This window comes from Kosakonia quasisacchari (assembly GCF_004331415.1).
Classification (GTDB): domain Bacteria; phylum Pseudomonadota; class Gammaproteobacteria; order Enterobacterales; family Enterobacteriaceae; genus Kosakonia; species Kosakonia quasisacchari.
The window spans coordinates 13,415-30,788 of the sequence record NZ_SJOP01000022.1 but is presented as its reverse complement, the minus strand read 5'-3'; the positions used below and the strand labels follow the sequence as shown (position 1 = coordinate 30,788).

Annotated in this window: 15 protein-coding genes; 12 read left to right on the top strand and 3 right to left on the bottom strand. The window is 55.5% G+C overall.

The features are described from left to right. Positions 1-27: 27 nt before the first annotated feature. A complete protein-coding gene (rhtB, locus tag E0L21_RS20095) occupies positions 28-648 on the bottom strand; it encodes a homoserine/homoserine lactone efflux protein (protein ID WP_131412607.1) in 621 nt (206 codons plus the stop codon). A 109-nt stretch (positions 649-757) separates the two neighbouring features. Between rhtB and pldB the strand changes: the two genes are divergently transcribed. The 3 genes from pldB (at position 758) to E0L21_RS20080 (ending at position 3,580) form a co-directional block, all read left to right on the top strand. Then, the gene (pldB, locus tag E0L21_RS20090) at positions 758-1,750 is read left to right on the top strand and encodes a lysophospholipase L2 (RefSeq protein WP_131412605.1); all 993 of its coding nucleotides are present in this window, start codon (positions 758-760) and stop codon (positions 1,748-1,750) included. 25 nt (positions 1,751-1,775) lie between these two features. Continuing rightward, entirely contained in the window at positions 1,776-2,576 is an 801-nt protein-coding gene (gene yigL / locus E0L21_RS20085; protein ID WP_131412603.1) for a sugar/pyridoxal phosphate phosphatase YigL, read from the top strand. Positions 2,577-2,680: 104 nt separating this feature from the next. Continuing rightward, the gene (locus tag E0L21_RS20080; RefSeq protein WP_131412601.1) at positions 2,681-3,580 is read left to right on the top strand and encodes a carboxylate/amino acid/amine transporter; all 900 of its coding nucleotides are present in this window, start codon (positions 2,681-2,683) and stop codon (positions 3,578-3,580) included. Here E0L21_RS20080 and metR read toward each other — a convergent pair. Beyond that, positions 3,468-4,421, bottom strand: a complete 954-nt coding sequence (gene metR / locus E0L21_RS20075; protein WP_131412599.1) for an HTH-type transcriptional regulator MetR — start codon at positions 4,419-4,421, stop codon at positions 3,468-3,470. The two genes, E0L21_RS20080 and metR, sit on opposite strands and share 113 nt — an antisense overlap. A 235-nt stretch (positions 4,422-4,656) precedes the next feature. Between metR and metE the strand changes: the two genes are divergently transcribed. From metE to E0L21_RS20050, 4 genes are all read left to right on the top strand, one after another. Further along, positions 4,657-6,918 carry a 5-methyltetrahydropteroyltriglutamate--homocysteine S-methyltransferase gene (gene metE / locus E0L21_RS20065; RefSeq protein WP_131412595.1) on the top strand — a complete coding sequence of 754 codons (2,262 nt, stop codon included), beginning with the start codon at positions 4,657-4,659 and terminating at the stop codon, positions 6,916-6,918. Between the two features lie 131 nt (positions 6,919-7,049). Further along, on the top strand, positions 7,050-8,027 hold the full coding sequence (locus E0L21_RS20060) for an ABC transporter substrate-binding protein (RefSeq protein ID WP_131412593.1): 978 nt from the start codon (positions 7,050-7,052) through the stop codon (positions 8,025-8,027). Positions 8,028-8,030: 3 nt separating this feature from the next. Beyond that, on the top strand, positions 8,031-9,743 hold the full coding sequence (locus E0L21_RS20055; protein ID WP_235855264.1) for an ABC transporter permease: 1,713 nt from the start codon (positions 8,031-8,033) through the stop codon (positions 9,741-9,743). Beyond that, a complete protein-coding gene (locus E0L21_RS20050; RefSeq protein WP_131412591.1) occupies positions 9,731-10,759 on the top strand; it encodes an ABC transporter ATP-binding protein in 1,029 nt (342 codons plus the stop codon). Before E0L21_RS20055 ends, E0L21_RS20050 begins: the two co-directional genes overlap by 13 nt. 32 nt (positions 10,760-10,791) lie before the next feature. Here the strand turns inward: E0L21_RS20050 and E0L21_RS20045 are convergent, their stop codons facing one another. Then, positions 10,792-11,598: a dienelactone hydrolase family protein gene (locus E0L21_RS20045; protein WP_131412589.1), complete on the bottom strand. Its 807-nt coding sequence runs from the start codon at positions 11,596-11,598 to the stop codon at positions 10,792-10,794. Positions 11,599-11,857: 259 nt separating this feature from the next. Between E0L21_RS20045 and udp the strand changes: the two genes are divergently transcribed. From udp to ubiB, 5 genes are all read left to right on the top strand, one after another. Next, entirely contained in the window at positions 11,858-12,619 is a 762-nt protein-coding gene (gene udp / locus E0L21_RS20040; RefSeq protein ID WP_020456036.1) for a uridine phosphorylase, read from the top strand. Positions 12,620-12,754: 135 nt separating this feature from the next. After that, positions 12,755-14,212 carry a DNA recombination protein RmuC gene (gene rmuC / locus E0L21_RS20035; protein WP_131412587.1) on the top strand — a complete coding sequence of 486 codons (1,458 nt, stop codon included), beginning with the start codon at positions 12,755-12,757 and terminating at the stop codon, positions 14,210-14,212. A 66-nt stretch (positions 14,213-14,278) separates the two neighbouring features. After that, positions 14,279-15,034, top strand: a complete 756-nt coding sequence (gene ubiE / locus E0L21_RS20030) for a bifunctional demethylmenaquinone methyltransferase/2-methoxy-6-polyprenyl-1,4-benzoquinol methylase UbiE (protein WP_020456038.1) — start codon at positions 14,279-14,281, stop codon at positions 15,032-15,034. Between the two features lie 11 nt (positions 15,035-15,045). Then, positions 15,046-15,651 (top strand): ubiquinone biosynthesis protein UbiJ, encoded by a 606-nt coding sequence (ubiJ, locus tag E0L21_RS20025; protein ID WP_131412585.1) that lies wholly within the window; start codon positions 15,046-15,048, stop codon positions 15,649-15,651. Continuing rightward, positions 15,648-17,288, top strand: coding sequence for a ubiquinone biosynthesis regulatory protein kinase UbiB (gene ubiB, locus E0L21_RS20020; protein ID WP_131412583.1), 1,641 nt, complete (start codon positions 15,648-15,650; stop codon positions 17,286-17,288). Before ubiJ ends, ubiB begins: the two co-directional genes overlap by 4 nt. Positions 17,289-17,374 lie beyond the last annotated feature (86 nt).

The window sequence follows — 17,374 nt, the reverse complement described above, 5'->3', positions numbered from 1 at the left end:
CCGGATAGCAGCTATCCGGCTCTCTTCTCAGGCATGCCTTGCCGATGCCAGCAGCGCGCCAACCAGCATAAACAATGAACCGAACACCTTGTTCAGCGCTTTCATCTGATGCGGGCCTTTAATCCATGCCGCAATACGCTGTGCAAGCGTTGCATAGCCAATCATCACAATGATATCCACCACAATGGTGGTCACGCCGAGCACTACGTACTGCATCACTTGCGGTTGATGCGGGACAATAAACTGCGGGAACAGAGCGGCGAGAAAAACAATGCTCTTCGGGTTGGTCAGGTTCACGAAGACGGCGCGCTTAAACAAACGCCCGCGTGATTGGGTCTTCGCCAGTGTGTTGAGATCGATAGCGCCAGCGGAGCGCCACTGCTGGATGCCAAGCCAAATCAGATAAGCGGCGCCCGCCCATTTCAGCACTTCAAAGGCCAGTACCGAGCGCGAAAATAACGTCCCCAAACCGACACCGACCAGCACGATATGAATGCCTAAACCAGCCTGTAGCCCGGCAATCGATGCCGCCGCGCCGCGATAACCGTGGCTGATGGAAGTGGTCATGGTGTTAATTGCGCCAGAACCGGGGGAAAGGCTCAGAATTAAGGATGTCAGCAGGTAAGCGAACCACCATTCGTAGGTCATGAGAAACTCCCTGGATGTCTGTTTTTATGCCACAATACGCTATTGTCAGTGGAATTTGCTATTGGTCACAAAAAAACGATTTTACATGGCTAAAAGGGGCTAAATCCCAATGTTTCGGCAAAAAACGGCATGGGAAACCAGAGAAAAAGCGTTCGCGGCTTTTACCATGGGACCTCTGATGGATTTCTGGCGTTCGCGGGAAGAAGCGGTATTTACCGGCGTGGACAATGTGCCGGTTAGCTTTGTCCGTTTTCGCGCGCAAAGTAACGATCGCGTCATTGTAATTTGTCCCGGCCGTATCGAAAGCTACGTAAAATACGCAGAGCTTGCGTATGACCTGTTCCACCTCGGTTATGACGTGTTGATTATCGATCATCGCGGTCAGGGGCGTTCCGGGCGCATGTTGCCGGATACGCATCGCGGTCATGTGGTGAATTTCAGTGATTATGTCGACGACCTGGCGGCGTTCTGGGATCAGGAAGTGGCCTGCGGGCCGTGGCGCAAACGCTATATTCTTGCTCATTCGATGGGTGGCGCAATTTCCACCTTATTCTTGCAGCGTCATCCGCATGCTTGCGACGCGATTGCTCTGTGCGCGCCCATGTTCGGCATTATCATTCGCCTGCCGGATTGGATGGTGCGCCCGTTACTGAACTGGGCCGAAAGCTATCCGAGCCTTCGCGAAGGTTACGCCATTGGGACCGGAAGCTGGCGTCCGTTGCCGTTCGCGATCAACGTGTTAACTCATAGCCGCGAGCGCTATCGCCGTAATTTGCGTTTTTATGCCGATGAACCCCAGCTTCGCGTTGGCGGACCCACCTGGCACTGGGTACGCGAAGGGATCCTTGCCGGTGAACACGCGCTGGCGGGGGCGGAAAAAGATGCCACGCCGACATTGATTATTCAGGCAGAAGAGGAGCACGTGGTGGATAACCGCATGCACCAACGCTTCTGTGAACGTCGCGCCGCAGCGGGCCACCCTTGTGAAGGGGGGAAACCGCTGGTTATACAAGGCGCGTACCATGAGATCCTTTTTGAAAAGGACGCCATGCGCTCGGTCGCGCTCAACGCCATCGTCGAATTCTTCGACCGGCATAACTGATGAATTATTGAGGTTAAATTTTCTTATGTACCAGGTTGTTGCGTCTGATTTAGATGGCACATTGCTCTCCCCCGATCACACTCTGTCGCCTTTCGCCAAAGAAACGTTAAAACTGCTTACCGCGCGCGGCGTCAATTTCGTCTTCGCCACCGGCCGTCACCATGTTGATGTCGGGCAAATCCGCGACAATCTGGGCATCAAAGCCTACATGATCACCTCTAACGGTGCGCGGGTACACGACACCGACGGCAATCTGGTGTTCACCCACAACCTCGATCGCGATATCGCTACCGATCTTTTCGGTGTGGTGCATAACGAGCCGGATATCATTACCAACGTCTACCGCAATGATGAGTGGTTTATGAACCGCCACCGCCCGGACGAGATGCGTTTCTTCAAGGAAGCGGTGTTCCAGTATTCGCTGTATGAGCCGGGTTTGCTTGAGCCAGAAGGGATCAGCAAAGTTTTTTTCTCCTGCGAAAGCCATGAGAAACTGCTGCCGCTGGAGCAGGCCATTAACGCTCGCTGGGGCGATCGCGTGAACGTCAGTTTCTCTACCTTAACTTGCCTGGAAGTGATGGCGGGCGGCGTGTCGAAAGGCCATGCGCTGGAAGCGGTCGCGGGCGCGCTGGGCTATAGCCTGAAAGAGTGCATTGCCTTTGGTGACGGTATGAACGATGCGGAAATGCTGTCGATGGCGGGCAAAGGTTGCATTATGGGCAACGCCCACCAGCGCCTGAAAGAGCTGCACCCGGAACTGGAAGTGATCGGTACCAATGCCGAGAACGCGGTGCCGAATTACCTGCGTAAGCTGTTTCTCGAATAAGATTGACAAGTGGCTTTAAAATAACCACTCGTCAACTAAATACTCAAACTTTGCGCAACTGAGTTCGCTACAATGCCTGTCCACTCATCGGAGAGACAATCATTGTGGCGTTACTCATCATCACCACTATTTTGTGGGCTTTCTCTTTTAGCCTGATTGGCGAATACCTTGCTGGCCATGTCGACAGCTACTTCTCCGTGCTGATGCGCGTGGGGCTGGCAGCGCTGGTCTTTTTACCGTTCCTGCGCACGCGCGGGCATAACCTGAAAACCATTGGCCTGTACATGCTGGTGGGTGCGCTGCAACTGGGCATTATGTACCTGTTCAGCTTCCAGGCTTATCTCTATCTGACGGTGTCTGAATTCCTGCTATTTACCGTCTTCACACCGCTGTATGTCACCCTGATTTACGATCTGCTCAGCAAGCGCGGGCTGCGCTGGAGCTATGCGCTGAGCGCCGGGCTGGCGGTGATTGGTGCGGCGATTATTCGCTACGACAAAGTGAGCGATCACTTCTGGATTGGCCTGATTCTGGTACAGCTGGCGAATATTAGCTTTGCCATCGGTATGGTTGGCTATAAACGCCTGATGGAGACGCGGCCAATGCCGCAGCACAACGCGTTTGCCTGGTTTTATCTTGGCGCATTCGTGGTCGCCGTGGTGGCGTGGTTTGTGATGGGCAACCCGCAGAAACTGCCGACCACAACGCTGCAATGGAGCGTGCTGATATGGCTTGGCGTGGTGGCATCCGGGCTGGGTTACTTTATGTGGAACTACGGCGCAACACAGGTGGACGCCGGAACACTCGGTATCATGAACAATGTGCATGTTCCCGCCGGGTTACTGGTTAACCTCGCTATCTGGCAGGAACAACCGCACTGGCCGAGCTTTATTATTGGTGGTTCGGTGATAATGGCCTCGTTGTGGGTACATCGCCGTTGGGTCGCTCCGCGCTCCGCACAAACGGCAGATGGTCGCAAGCGTGGTTCCGCGCTGAGCGAATAAACGCTTCCGTTACTGGCTGACGCTGCTCGCCGTCGCGCACGGCGGCATACAGCCGGCTCCACAATCCTTCGCCCAGGGTTTTGGTCACGACCAGACCCTGGCGTTCAAAACTCTCCACCACCCAGTGCGGCAGCGCCGCAATGCCCATACGCGCGGCAACCATCTGAATCAGCAGCAGCGTGTTATCGACGCTTTTCAGCGACGGGCTCACGCCCGCCGGTTGCAGGAAGTGACGCCAGATATCCAGGCGGCTGCGCTGCACCGGGTAGATCAGCAGCGTTTCGCTGGCGATATCGTCCGGCGTGATGCGCGCTTTCGCCGCCAGCGGATGATCAGGCGCCAGCACCAGCCGCACCTCAAAATCAAACATCGGCGAATAGTGCAGGCCGCTGCGCGGCAGAATGTCGGAAGTCATCACCAGATCCAGCTCGCCCTGTTGCAGCGCGGGTTGCGGATCAAACGTGACGCCAGATTTGAAATCCATCTCCACTTGCGGCCAATTTTGGCGGAAGTTCTCCAGCGCGGGTGTCAGCCACTGAATACAGCTATGGCATTCAATGGCGATGCGCAGCGTGGCCTGCTGCGGCTCATTGCAGGCCTGCAACGCGCGGCTAATCTGCGGCAGCACCTGATTCGCCAGTTGCAGCAAAATTTCACCCTGCGGCGTAAAGCGCAGCGGTTGGCTTTTACGCACAAACAGACGAAAGCCAAGGCGCTGTTCCAGATCGCTGAACTGGTGGGAAAGCGCGGACTGCGTTTGATGCAGCGTTGCCGCCGCTGCCGCCAGCGACCCGCTGTTTCGTAACGCTTGCAGCGTTTTCAGGTGTTTAATTTCGATCATGAAAGTCCTTCACTCCGGCATGAACATTTTGCGCTTGAGGAATATACAGTACTTGCGAATTATAGATGTGTAAACATCTGGACGTCTAAAAATCCTGCGTCTTTCGAATTAATGGTGCGTTGGCTGCGCTCATGCACCCCAGTCACTTACTTCAGTAAGCTCCTGGGGATTCATGAACTTGCCGCCTTCCCTTAATCCGAAATCCTTTGGATTAACCCAATTGAAGAGGCTAAAAATGACAATTCTTAACCACACCCTCGGTTTCCCTCGCGTTGGCCTGCGTCGCGAGTTGAAAAAAGCGCAAGAGAGTTACTGGGCGGGCAATTCCACCCGTGAAGAGCTGCTGGCGGTAGGGCGCGAGCTGCGCGCCCGTCACTGGGAGCAGCAAAAAGAGGCCGGTATTGATCTGCTGCCGGTGGGCGATTTCGCCTGGTACGACCATGTTCTGACCACCAGCCTGCTGCTGGGCAATGTGCCGGCTCGTCATCAGAACAAAGACGGCTCGGTGGATATCGACACCCTGTTCCGCATTGGTCGCGGTCGTGCGCCAACCGGCGAACCCGCGGCAGCGGCGGAAATGACCAAATGGTTCAACACCAACTACCACTACATGGTGCCGGAGTTCAGCAAAGGCCAGCAGTTCAAACTCAGCTGGACGCAACTGCTTGACGAAGTGGATGAAGCGCTGGCGCTGGGCCACAAGGTGAAACCTGTCCTGCTCGGACCGGTTACTTACCTGTGGCTGGGCAAAGTGAAAGGCGAACAGTTCGATCGTTTAAGCCTGCTGAATGACATCCTGCCGGTTTATCAGCAGGTGCTCGCTGAGCTGGCAAAACGCGGTATCGAATGGGTACAAATCGACGAACCGGCGCTGGTGCTGGAACTGCCGCAAGCCTGGCGGGATGCGTTTAAACCGGCTTACGACGCGCTTTCCGGCCAGGTGAAACTGCTGCTGACCACCTATTTTGAAGGCGTGACGCCGAACCTTGATGTAATTGCCGCGCTGCCGGTTCAAGGGCTGCATGTTGATTTCGTACACGGCAAGGATAACGTTGCCGAACTGCACTCGCGTCTGCCTGCTGACTGGCTGCTTTCTGCCGGTCTGGTGAATGGTCGTAACGTCTGGCGTGCCGATCTGACCGAGAAATATGCGCAAATCAACGAGGTAGTTGGCCAACGTCCGCTGTGGGTTGCCTCTTCTTGTTCTTTGCTGCACAGCCCGATCGATCTGAGTGTTGAAACGCGTCTGGATGCGGAAGTGAAAAGCTGGTTCGCCTTCGCCCTGCAAAAATGTCAGGAGCTGGCGCTGCTGCGCGATGCGCTGAACAGCGGTAAAACGGAAAAACTGGTGGAATGGAGCGCGCCGATTCAGGCACGTCGCCACTCTACTCGCGTCCACAACACGGCGGTGGCGCAGCGTCTGGCGGCGATCACCGCGCAGGACAGCCAGCGCAACAGCCCGTACGCCGAGCGAGCGAAAGCCCAGCGTGCGCGTTTTAACCTGCCCGCCTGGCCAACCACCACCATCGGCTCCTTCCCGCAGACCACTGAAATCCGTGGCCTGCGCCTGGACTTCAAAAAAGGCAATCTCGACGCGAGCAACTACCGCACCGGTATCGCTGAACATATTAAACAGGCGATTGTCGAGCAGGAGCGGCTGGGTCTGGACGTGCTGGTGCATGGCGAAGCCGAGCGTAATGACATGGTGGAGTATTTCGGTGAAAACCTCGACGGCTTCGTCTTTACACAAAATGGCTGGGTGCAGAGTTATGGTTCCCGCTGCGTGAAACCGCCGGTAGTTATCGGCGACGTCAGCCGCCCGGAAGCGATTACCGTGGAGTGGGCGAAGTACGCGCAGTCGCTGACCGATAAACCGGTGAAAGGCATGCTGACTGGCCCGGTCACTATTCTTTGCTGGTCTTTCCCGCGCGAAGATGTGAGCCGCGAAACCATCGCCAAACAAATTGCGCTGGCATTGCGTGATGAAGTGGCGGATCTGGAAGCGGCAGGGATTGGCATTATCCAGATTGATGAACCGGCACTGCGCGAAGGCTTACCGCTGCGTCGCAGCGACTGGGATGCTTATCTTGCATGGGGCGTGGAAGCGTTCCGCATCAACGCGGCGGTGGCGAGAGATGACACGCAGATCCACACCCATATGTGTTACTGCGAGTTCAACGACATCATGGATTCCATCGCTGCGCTGGATGCCGATGTGATCACCATTGAAACCTCGCGTTCGGATATGGAACTGCTGGAGTCGTTCGAAGAGTTTGAGTACCCGAACGAAATTGGCCCTGGCGTGTACGACATTCACTCGCCGAATGTCCCGAGTGTTGAGTGGATTGAAGCGCTGTTGCAGAAAGCGGCGCAGCGTATCCCGGCGCAACGCCTGTGGGTGAACCCGGACTGCGGCCTGAAAACCCGCGGCTGGCCGGAAACCCGTAGCGCGCTGGCGAACATGGTGAAAGCCGCGCAGAACCTGCGCCAACAGTAAATCTTACCGCGCCGCCCGGTGTGAAACCGGCGGCGCATCATCCCTCTGTAACAAGCCAACATCGCTTCGGTAACATTTTTGTCAAACTCCCTTGTTTTAATCGTCGCAACGAAAATACAGGGGACTGAACCATGAGTAAAACAAGTGCGCTGGCGGCAGTATTGCTGACCATCATCAGTACGTCGGCTTTCGCCAAATCCACACTGACGCTCTATACCAGCCAGCCCAATGACGATGCGCAGATGACCGTTAGCGCCTTTGAAAAAGCGCACCCGGACATTGAAGTGAAATGGATCCGCGACGGCACCACCAAGCTGACCGCGCGCTTGCAGGCAGAGTTAGCCGCCGGTGGTGCTGCCCCGGACGTACTGCTGATTGCCGACAGCGTGACCATGGAATCCCTGAAACAGCAAAATTTACTGGCACCGTATAAATCACCGCAAGCCGCGCGCTTCGATACACAGTTATATGACAAAGACGGCTACTACTACGGCACCAAACTGATCACCACCGGTATTGCTTATCACAGCAAAGCCCCGGTCAAACCGACCTCCTGGCAGGATCTGCTCAAACCGGAGCTGAAAAACATGACCACGCTGCCCAGCCCGCTCTATTCCGGTGCCGCACAAATCCACCAGGCGACGCTGATGAACGATCCGGCGCTCGGCTGGCACTATTACGAGAAACTGAAAGAGAACGGTGCGATGCCGCAAAGCGGTAACGGTGCGGTGATGAGCGCGATTGCCTCTGGCAGCAAAGCCTACGGCGTGCTGGTGGATTACATGGCGATTCGTGAAAAAGCCAAAGGCGCACCGATTGAGTTTGTGTTTCCGAAAGAGGGCGTCAGCATTGTTACCGAACCGGTAGCGATGATGAAGAACGCGAAGAACCCGCAGGCGGCGAAAGCGTTTATCGACTTTGTGCTCTCGGATGAGGGGCAAAAACTGGTGCTCCAGCAGGGCTACCTGCCCGCCGATGGCAATTTGCCGGTTCCTGTTGGTTTCCCGCCGCGTGACAGTATCAAGTTGATGCCTTTCGATGCAGCAAAAGCGTTGGCTGATACAGAAGCCAATAAAAAGCGCTTTGCTGACCTGTTCGGAAACCGCTAACCGATGAGCAGTATGACGCTGCGCCAGCACACCAGCGGCGGCCCGGCAAAAGGGCTGCTCTGGCTGTTATTGTTTCTCGTTGCGCTACTGAGCCTGCTGCCCAGCCTGCGGTTGCTGTTCTCTGCGCTGGTGGATGGGCGCCACGGCAGCGACAGCAGTTTGTGGCGCGTGATGAGCAACCCTTCCACCTGGCTTGCGCTGTGGCACAGCCTGTATACCAGTGGGCTGGGCACGTTATTGTCACTGCTGCTGGGCAGCCTGTTTGCTTTTTGCCTGGCGCTGACCAACATCCGCCTCAAACAGGTTTGGGTGTTTCTGTTCATGCTGCCGATGATGATCCCGCCGCAGGTTACCGCGCTAAGCTGGCTGCAACTTTTCGGGCCAGGCAGCATTCTGCTCAATAGCATTGGCCTTGCGCCAGGGTTTGGCAGTAGCAACCCGCTCTATTCGGCGGAAGGCATTGCGTTGTTGCTCGGTATTCAGCATGCACCGCTGGTGTTTCTGGCGCTGCGCACGCAGCTACAGTGTTTGCCAAAAGAGCATATTGAAGCCGCCCGGCTGCACGGCGCATCGCTGTGGCGAGTGTTCTTCGATATTGTGCTGCCGCTGTGTCGCACCGCGCTGTGGGCTGGTGCGGCGATCGCGTTTGTTTCGGCGCTGGGAAACTTCGGTATTCCGGCGATGCTGGGCATCCCGATTTCCTATTTTGTACTGCCTGTGTATATCTATCAGACGCTTTCCAGCTTTGGCCCGGCGATGCTGAACGACGTGGCCGCGCTGTCGGTGCTGATGGGGATGCTGGCGATTGGTATTGTCACGCTGCAAGGCCACATGCAGCGGCGTTATGCGTTACCGCTGATTGGAATGGCGGGGCGTGCGCTGGGTTTTACGCTCGGTAAATGGCGGCTGGCGGTAGAGCTGTTATTGGGGGCGGTGCTGTGTGCCATCCTGCTTGCGCCGCTGCTGGCGCTGATTACCACCTCGTTGGTGCCGACGCTTGGCGTATCGCTGAACAGTGAAACCCTTACTTTTGCCGCCTGGCACGGCATCTTTGATGCACAAAGCGCGACATTACGCGCGCTCAGTAACAGCCTGTTTTTATCGATCTCAGCGGCCGTGGTGTTGATGTTGCTGAGCCTGCCGCTGGCGTGGCTGCTGGTGCGTTACCCGAGTCGGCCGTTGCGCTGGCTGTATTTAATTATCGACATTCCCTATACCTTGCCCGGCGTGGTACTGGCGATTGCCTGCATTCTGCTGTTTGCCCGACCATTGCCGCTGATAGATGTCAGCTTTAGCGGCACGCTGAGCATTATCTTTTTCGCCTACCTCGCTCGTTTTCTCACGGTTTGCCTGAAGCCAGTGCACAGCAGCATGCTGCAACTGGATCCCGCAATGGAAGAAGCCGCCAGCCTGGCCGGGGCGAATTTTTCCCAGCGGCTGCGTCATATTGTGCTGCCATTACTGGCACCTGCGGCGTTTGCCGGGGCGTTGCTGGTATTTCTTACGGCGGTGAATGAACTGACCGTCTCGGCGCTGCTGTGGAGCGCCGGCAAAGAGACGCTGGGCGTGGTGATTTTTAACCTTGATGAGAGCGGTGACAAGGTGCTGGCATCGGCGCTTTCCGTGCTGGTTGTCGCACTGGTGGCGCTGGTGATGCTGTTGCTCAGCGCGCTTGGCCGCTATTTACCGAAAGGAGTGATCCCTTGGCAGAGCTGAGACTGGAACATCTAAGCAAAGCGTTTGCCGATCAGATGGTGGTGCGGGATCTCAATCTGACCATTCCGCAGGGGGCGTTTACCGCCCTGTTGGGGCCAAGTGGCTGCGGCAAAACCACCACGCTGCGAATTCTTGCCGGGCTTGAGACATTGAGCGAAGGGCGCTTATGGCTGGGTGACCGCCTTCTTGCAGATAACACGTTGCATACGCCGCCGGAGCAGCGCGATATGGGGATGGTCTTTCAGTCTTACGCGCTGTGGCCGCATATGACGGTTGCCGAGAACGTTGGCTACCCGTTAAAGCTGCGCAACGTGAACGGCGCGGCGCGTCATAAACAAGTGATGGACGCGCTGGAGGTGGTCGAACTGGGTGCTTACGCCGCACGTTCGCCGCAAGCATTAAGCGGCGGTCAGCGGCAGCGCGTGGCGCTGGCGCGCTGTCTGGTCGCAGAACCACAAGTGGTGCTGCTCGATGAACCGCTGGCAAATCTCGACCGCCATCTGCGCGCCACCATGGAACAGACATTCCGTGATTTTCACCGCCGCACTGGCGCGACGTTTGTCTATGTCACCCATGATCAGGCCGAAGCGATGGCGCTCGCCAGCCATATCGCAGTCATGCATCAGGGCGAACTGATGCAGTGGGGCGCACCGCAAACGCTATATCAGCAGCCGCAGAATGATTGGGTGGCGCGTTTCATTGGGAAGGGCAGTGTGCTGATGCTGGCGACGTCCGCCGCAGCGCAACAGCTGGATTGTGCACAGTTACATGCTGGTTTGACACACACGGGCGCAGCTTCCCACCAGCCGGTGCTGGTTCGCCCCGAGCATGTGCAGGTAACGCGTGATGGTCTGAGCGCTGAGGTGCAAAGCTGCATTTATCAGGGCGAGCGCTATTTGCTTGATTTACGCCTGCGTGATGGGCAAACGCTGAGTGCGTTTCATCATGCACCGCTGCAACGCAAACAGGCAGTTGCGGTACGTTTGATGCAGGGCTTGCGTCTGGGCGCAGCGTGAAGTGCGCCGGGCATTTACCCCGGCGCAAAACGTCACTTTTTACTGTACTGCGCAAACCATGCCAGCATCCGTTGCCAGCCATCGGCGGCGGATTCTGCGTGATAGCTTGGGCGATAGTCCGCATTAAACGCGTGACCTGCTTCGGGGTAGACGATGATTTCAGCTTTGGCGTTGGCGGCTCTGAGCGCCTGGCGCATGGTTTCCACACTCTCCAGCGGAATGCCGGTATCCTGAGCGCCATATAAACCAAGCACCGGCGCGGTAAGTTCAGTGGCAATATCCACCGGGTGATGTGGAGAATTGAGCGATTTCTCCCCCACCAGTTTGCCATACCAGGCGACAGCGGCTTTCAACTGCGGATTGTGCGCAGCATACAGCCAGGCGATGCGCCCGCCCCAGCAAAAACCGGTCACCAATAGCTGATGCGCGTTCCCGCCGTTACGCGCCGCCCAACTGGCGACGTGATCCAAATCGGCAAGCACTTGCGCATCCGGTACTTTGCTTACCAGGCCGCTCAGCAGAGTTTGAATGTCGGCGAAATCATTGGGATCGCCCTGGCGAAAATAGAGCTCCGGTGCGATGGCGAGATAGCCTTCCAGTGCCAGCCGGCGGCACAGATCGCGAATATGCTCATGCACGCCGAAAATTTCTTGTATCACAATGACAATCGGCAGTGGGCCTTCGGCATTTTTCGGTCGGGCGTGAAAAGCGGGCATGTTCTCGCCCTGCGTTGGAATAGACGTTTCGCCCGCGATTAAGGCGTCTTCCGGCGTGTGAACAATAGTTGAAGCAAGAGGTGAAGCCGCAGGTGCAAAGCCTGGTGTGTTGTTGGTTGTCATGGCATTCTCCATACCTTTTTTAGCGCTTCAATAACTATAGTCGGGAAGAGTTGCCGCGCGCGCAAATCACCATGCCGTAGACTCTCTTTGCTGCTGAGTTGTGGGATACGTCGTGTTAATGTGATGTAAGTCACTAATTTATGGAAATGAAATGCAATTGGTTTCATTCATGGTGATGTCAGTCACGAAATTATGTCCGTGCCTTCTGTAAAGTATCTTTTTGCCTCTACTGATAAAACCGACCACAGAGGAGTCTGTTATGTCCAAGTCTGATGTTTTTCATCTCGGCCTCACCAAAAACGATTTACAAGGGGCTACGCTGGCCATCGTTCCTGGCGATCCGGAGCGTGTGGAAAAGATCGCCGCGCTGATGGATAAGCCGGTCAAACTGGCATCCCACCGCGAATTTACCAGCTGGCGCGCAGAGCTGGATGGCAAACCGGTTATCGTTTGTTCCACCGGCATCGGCGGCCCGTCAACCTCTATCGCCGTAGAAGAACTGGCGCAGCTTGGCATCCGCACTTTCCTGCGCGTGGGCACCACCGGTGCGATTCAGCCGCACATTAATGTTGGCGACGTGCTGATCACCACTGCGTCCGTGCGCCTTGACGGCGCGAGCCTGCACTTTGCACCGATGGAGTACCCGGCGGTGGCGGATTTTGAGTGCACTACCGCGCTGGTTGCCGCAGCGGATGCGATTGGCGCGACGAAACACATCGGCGTTACCGCCTCTTCTGACACCTTCTATCCAGGCCAGGAGCGTTACGACACCTTCTCTGGCCGCGTGGTGAGCCGCTTTAAAGGTTCCATGGAAGAGTGGCAGTCCATGGGCGTGATGAACTATGAAATGGAATCCGCCACGCTGCTGACCATGTGTGCAAGCCAGGGACTGCGTGCCGGCATGGTTGCTGGTGTGATTGTAAACCGCACCCAGCAAGAGATCCCGAATGCGGAAACCATGAAGCAGACCGAAAGCCACGCGGTGAAAATCGTGGTGGAAGCTGCGCGTCGTCTTCTGTAATTCGCCTTCCCGTTTGCAAAGGCCGACGCGTTCGGCCTTTTCTTTTTGCGTACTGCTTCGCAGGAAAACCCCTTCCAAACTGGACGTTTATACAGCACAATCCTCCGCTATATGGGTTATCACTAAGGGGACGTGGTGGACACTTCAATCATCGTCATGGCAGCCGTTGCGCTGGCGGGTTTACTGGTCGGCTGGCTGGCAGCAAGCTGGCGCGGTGCGCAGCAGCAGGCGGAACTGCTCGCTGAGCAGCGAGATGTCTTTAGCGAACTGAGCGCAGCCCGGCAACAGATAACTCAAAACGAACACTGGCGTGAAGAGTGCGAGTTGCTCAATAACGAGCTGCGTAGCCTGCAACATATCAATAGTTCGCTGGAAGCGGATCTGCGTGAAGTCACCACCCGGCTGGAATCTACCCAGTTACATGCCGAAGAGAAGCTGCGACAGATGCACAGCAGCGAGCAGCGGCTGAGTGAACAGTTTGAAAACCTTGCTAATCGTATCTTTGAGCAAAGCAACCGCCGCGTTGATGAGCAAAACCGGCAAAGCCTGAACGGGCTGTTAACGCCGCTTCGCGAGCAACTGGATGGTTTTCGCCGTCAGGTGCAGGAGAGCTTTGGTCAGGAAGCACGTGAACGCCACACGCTGGCGCATGAGATCCGTAACCTGCAACAACTGAATGCCCAGATGGCGCAGGAGGCGATAAACCTGACGCGTGCGCTGAAAGGCGATAACAAAACCCAGGGTAACTGGGGCGAAGTGGTGCTGACTCGTGTGCTGGAAGCCTCTGGTTTACGTGAAGGCTATGAATACGAAACCCAGGTCAGTATTGAAAATGACCACCGTGCACGGATGCAGCCGGATGTGATAGTGCGTCTGCCGCAGGGCAAAGATGTGGTGATCGACGCCAAAATGACGCTGGTGGCCTACGAACGTTACTTCAATGCCGATGACGATTTTATTCGTGAAGGTGCCTTACAGGAACATATCGCTTCTGTACGTAATCATATTCGCCTGCTTGGTCGTAAGGATTATCAGCAACTGCCGGGGCTTCGCAGCCTGGATTATGTATTGATGTTTATTCCGGTGGAACCCGCCTTTTTGATTGCGCTGGACAGGCAGCCCGAACTGATCACCGAAGCGCTGAAAAATAACATAATGCTGGTCAGCCCGACGACACTGCTGGTGGCGCTACGCACCATTGCCAACCTGTGGCGTTATGAACATCAAAGCCGTAATGCGCAGCAGATCGCGGAGCGGGCGAGCCGCCTGTATGACAAAATGCGCCTGTTCGTTGACGATATGTCGTCCATTGGCCTGGGCCTGGATAAAGCGCAGGAAAATTACCGTCAGGCGATGAAAAAACTGAGTTCCGGGCGCGGCAATTTGCTGGCCCAGGCGGAAGCGTTTCGCGGGCTCGGCGTCGAAATCAAACGCGAGATTAATCCGGAATTGGCGGCGCAAGCACAGGAACAGGACGAAGAGTTCCGTTTGCGTTCCGGGCAAAACGATTCCCTTGATTGCTTTGAAGACAACGCGTTAGATAGCATGGCAGCGGGCGATGAGCCCGAATCGAAGGCTTCTTCGGGTGGTTGAATCGTAGGGCAATCGCCTCCAATCTGATACACTTCACAAACAAATTCTTGAATAGCAGGCACTAAGATGGCGGAAGATTCAAAAGAGACAACACACTTTGGTTTTCAGACCGTCGCCAAAGAAAACAAAGCCGACATGGTGGCGCATGTCTTCCATTCAGTCGCGTCAAAATATGACGTGATGAACGATCTGATGTCGATGGGCATTCACCGTTTATGGAAGCGCTTTACCATTGATTGCAGCGGCGTGCGTCGCGGGCAGAAAGTTCTCGATCTGGCCGGTGGTACGGGCGATCTGACGGCGAAGTTCTCCCGTCTGGTGGGTGAAACCGGCCAGGTCGTGCTGGCAGATATTAACGATTCGATGCTGAAAATGGGGCGCGAAAAACTGCGCAACCTCGGTGTGATCGGTAACGTAGAGTATGTGCAGGCGAATGCTGAAGCCCTGCCGTTCCCGGACAATACCTTCGACTGCATTACCATTTCGTTTGGTCTGCGTAACGTGACGGAAAAAGAGAAAGCGCTGCGCTCCATGTTCCGCGTTTTGAAACCGGGCGGCCGCCTGCTGGTGCTCGAATTTTCCAAGCCAATTATTGAACCGCTGAGCAAAGCTTATGATGCTTACTCTTTCCATGTCCTGCCGCGTATTGGTCAACTGGTGGCAAACGACGCGGAAAGCTATCGCTATCTTGCTGAATCCATCCGTATGCACCCCGATCAGGACACCCTGAAAGCGATGATGCAGGACGCCGGTTTCGAAAACGTCGATTACTACAACATGACGGCAGGTATCGTTGCTCTGCACCGTGGCTACAAATTCTGACAGGAGTGCGTATGCCTTTTAAGCCGATGGTTGCCGCCGGAATTGAACGCGTATTGAATACGTTCTTATACCGTGAAGGCGCGCTGAAACCTGCGCGCCAGCGTTTGCACGGCAAGGTGTTGCGCGTGGTGCTGCAAGAGTTCTCTTCCCCCTTTGTGCTGGCGTTCAGTGAGCGCCAGGTTGATGTATTAGGTGAGTGGGAAGGGGAGGCCGACTGTTCCGTGATTACCCAACTGCGGGTACTGCCGAAGCTGCGTGACCGCCAGCAGTTGACCGCGCTTATTCGCAGCGGAGAGCTTGAGGTGCAGGGCGATATCCAGGTGGTGCAAAACCTGGTCTCGCTGATGGATTTAGCGGAATTCGATCCTGCCGAGATTCTCGCCCCCTGGACAGGGGATATCGCCGCCGAGGGGATCAGTAAATTCCTGCGCGGCGGTGCACGCTTTCTACAACACGGTTTTCAACGCCAGCAACGCTATGTCGCTGAAGTGTTAACGGAAGAGTGGCGCCTTGCGCCGGGTGCACTAGAAGTTGCCTGGTTTGCCGAAGAAACGGCTGCCGTGGAAAGGGCAGCGGATGCCTTAGCCAAACGCCTGGATAAATTGGAGGGCAAATGACGCCTGGAGAATTACGGCGCCTCTATTTCATCATCCAAACCTTTTTAAGTTACGGGCTTGATGAGCTCATTCCCAAAATGCGCATCACCCTGCCGTTGCGGATATGGCGGCGGATGCTGTTCTGGATGCCAAACCGGCACAAAGAAAAATTGCTTGGAGAACGCCTGCGTCTTGCTTTGCAGGAGCTGGGTCCGGTGTGGATTAAATTTGGGCAAATGTTGTCTACTCGCCGTGATTTGTTCCCACCGCTGATTGCCGATCAACTGGCGATGTTGCAGGACCGCGTTGCGCCTTTCGATGGCCGTCTCGCCAAAAAGCAGATTGAAAAAGCGATGGGTGATCTTCCGGTGGAAGCCTGGTTTGATGACTTCGCCATTGAACCGCTGGCCTCTGCGTCCATTGCGCAGGTGCATACAGCCCGGTTGAAAGAGAGTGGCAAAGAGGTGGTGATTAAGGTCATCCGCCCGGACATCCTGCCAGTGATCAAAGCGGATCTGAAACTGATCTACCGCCTGGCGGGCTGGGTTCCCCGTTTGTTGCCAGATGGTCGCCGCCTGCGCCCGCGTGAAGTGGTGCGCGAGTATGAGAAGACGCTGATTGATGAACTGGATCTGCTGCGCGAAGCCGCTAACGCGATCCAACTGCGTCGCAATTTCGAAAACAGCCCGATGCTTTATGTGCCAGAGATCTACTCGGATTATTGCAGCCAAGACATGCTGGTAATGGAGCGTATTTACGGTATTCCGGTTTCCGATATTACGGCGCTGGAGAAGAACGGCACCAATATGAAACTGCTTGCTGAACGTGGTGTTCAGGTCTTTTTCACCCAGGTTTTCCGCGACAGCTTTTTTCATGCAGATATGCACCCGGGTAATATTTTTGTTAGCTACGATCATCCGGAAGATCCGCAATATATCGGTATTGACTGCGGTATTGTCGGTTCGCTGAACAAAGAAGATAAGCGCTACCTGGCAGAGAACTTTATTGCCTTCTTTAACCGCGACTATCGCAAAGTGGCGGAGCTGCATGTGGATTCAGGCTGGGTTCCGCCGGATACCAATGTTGAAGAGTTCGAGTTTGCCATTCGCACCGTTTGTGAGCCGATTTTTGAAAAGCCGCTGGCGGAAATCTCCTTTGGTCATGTGCTGCTCAACCTCTTTAATACGGCGCGTCGCTTTAATATGGAAGTGCAGCCGCAGTTAGTGCTGTTGCAGAAAACGTTGCTCTATATCGAAGGCGTAGGCCGCCAGCTCTATCCGCAACTGGATTTATGGAAAACCGCGAAACCTTTCCTTGAAACGTGGATCAAAGATCAGGTGGGTATTCCAGCGCTGGTCAGAGCGCTGAAAGAGAAAGGCCCATTCTGGATCGAGAAAATGCCGGAAATTCCTGAACTGATCTACAACGGGTTGCAGCAAGGCAAGCACTTGCAGCAAAGCGTGGATAAGATTGCCAGCGAATTACAGGTAAACCACGTTCGGCAGGGGCAATCTCGTTATCTGTTTGGTATCGGCGCGACCTTATTATTGAGCGGCACATTGTTACTGATTAATCGACCAGAGTGGGGTTTAACACCTGCATGGTTAATGGTAGGCGGTGTTCTGGCCTGGTTTGTGGGTTGGTATAAAACACGTTAAGCGAAACGCCGCCAGGGTGGGTCTGGTGCACAGAAGCTGCCAACAAAGAGGCAGCTTAATGGATAAAGTGTATACTGGGGCCTGTT